The organism is Caballeronia sp. INML1, assembly GCF_023631085.1.
GTDB classification, from domain to species: Bacteria; Pseudomonadota; Gammaproteobacteria; order Burkholderiales; family Burkholderiaceae; genus Caballeronia; species Caballeronia turbans.
The window spans coordinates 1-1,487 of the sequence record NZ_JALQDT010000097.1 but is presented as its reverse complement, the minus strand read 5'-3'; the positions used below and the strand labels follow the sequence as shown (position 1 = coordinate 1,487).

At 60.6% G+C, this 1,487-nt stretch carries 1 protein-coding gene; it reads left to right on the top strand.

Going from position 1 to position 1,487, the window contains the following annotated elements:
• Positions 1-124 precede the first annotated feature (124 nt).
• Positions 125-1,462, top strand: a complete 1,338-nt coding sequence (locus NCR38_RS33965) for an IS4 family transposase (protein WP_284502542.1) — start codon at positions 125-127, stop codon at positions 1,460-1,462.
• Positions 1,463-1,487 lie beyond the last annotated feature (25 nt).

Sequence of the window (1,487 nt, the reverse complement as noted above, 5' to 3'; positions counted from 1 at the left end):
CCACCTCATTACACACAAGTCGTAGCGGTGGCGAGCCGCGAAAAGTCGTTTACGGTCAATGACATAGCGGACGGAGTTGTAAACTCTCTCGGACTGGCGTTAACTCTTGCATTTTGGACGGCACATGACGCGAGAGAAATCGAGCTGGGCAGAAGCAGAATTCAAGGATATTGATTTGGGTGACCAACGGCTGAACAAGCGCGCGGTGCTACTGGCTGAGCGGCTTGCGGAGAAGCCGACGGCAAGCATACCCAACGCATGCGGCGGCTGGGCGGAAACGGCTGCAGCGTACCGCTTCCTGGCGCAAGAGGAGCTGGACTGGCGCGACATCATGGCACCACATTGGCAGAACTCGGCCGAACGGATGCGGGCTTGCGAAGTAGTGCTATGTATCCAGGACACCACGGAGTTGGACTTTAACGGCCAGACCATCACCGGCTTGGGTCCGCTGTCGTATGAAGCTCAACGCGGGCTGTATTTGCATCCGACTTACGCGGTGACGCCATCGCGCGAGCCGCTGGGCGTGCTTGATGCCTACATGTGGGCACGCGAGCCCAAGGGTGCGGATGGGGTGCGCCCCGGCATCAAGGAAAGTACCCGCTGGACCGAAGGATATGAACGGATTGCCGAACAAGCGGCGGCACTGCCCGCCACACGACTGGTCTATGTGGCTGACCGGGAATCGGACATCATGGCACTGATGGTCAAAGCGAAGGAGTTGGGCCATCCGGCGGATTGGTTACTGCGCTCGCAGCACAATCGCACCTTGCCTGACGGCGGCAAGCTATGGGACAAAGTGACTGCGGGTGAGCCAGTGGGTAGGATTCAATTTACGCTGGCAGCCCGTCAGGCTCAGCCTGCGCGCGCGGTACGACAGCAGGTGTGGGCGCAGCGTGTCGCGTTGCCCGATGCTGCCGGCGGCGTGGTGAGTGCCACTTGCATCGTCGCCCGGGAGGTCGACCCGCCGGCGGGCGCCAAGCCGATTGAATGGCGACTGCTCAGTAACCGCGAGGCGCACGACCTTGATGCCGCAGCGCAGCTTATTGACTGGTACCGCGCGCGCTGGGAGGTTGAGCTTTTCTTTCACGTGCTCAAGAACGGCTGTCGGGTCGAGGCATTGCAACTCGCATCGATGGCAAGGCTTGAACGTGCCTTGGCGCTGTTCATGGTGGTGGCATGGCGCATCGCACGGTTGATGCGACTCGGTCGAACTTGCCCAGACCTGGAGGCAGCGCTCTTGTTCGAGCGAGATGAATGGCGAGCGGCATTCATTCTCAATAAGAAGAAACCGCCGAAGAACTCACCGCGTCTGAATGAGGTCGTGCGCTTGGTCGCCATGCTCGGCGGCTTCCTGGCGCGCAAAGGCGACGGCGAACCCGGAGTCAAAACCATCTGGCAAGGCCTCCAGCGAGTGACGGATTTCGCCGCCGGCCTCAAGTACGCCCGAGAACTCGGCGAATGACTTGTGTGTAATCGCATGCGTTTAG

Bases quoted from the DNA above. Each gene is read 5' to 3' on its own strand.
- NCR38_RS33965 (WP_284502542.1), top strand. From the start codon at position 125: ATGACGCGAGAGAAATCGAGCTGGGCAGAAGCAGAATTCAAGGATATT.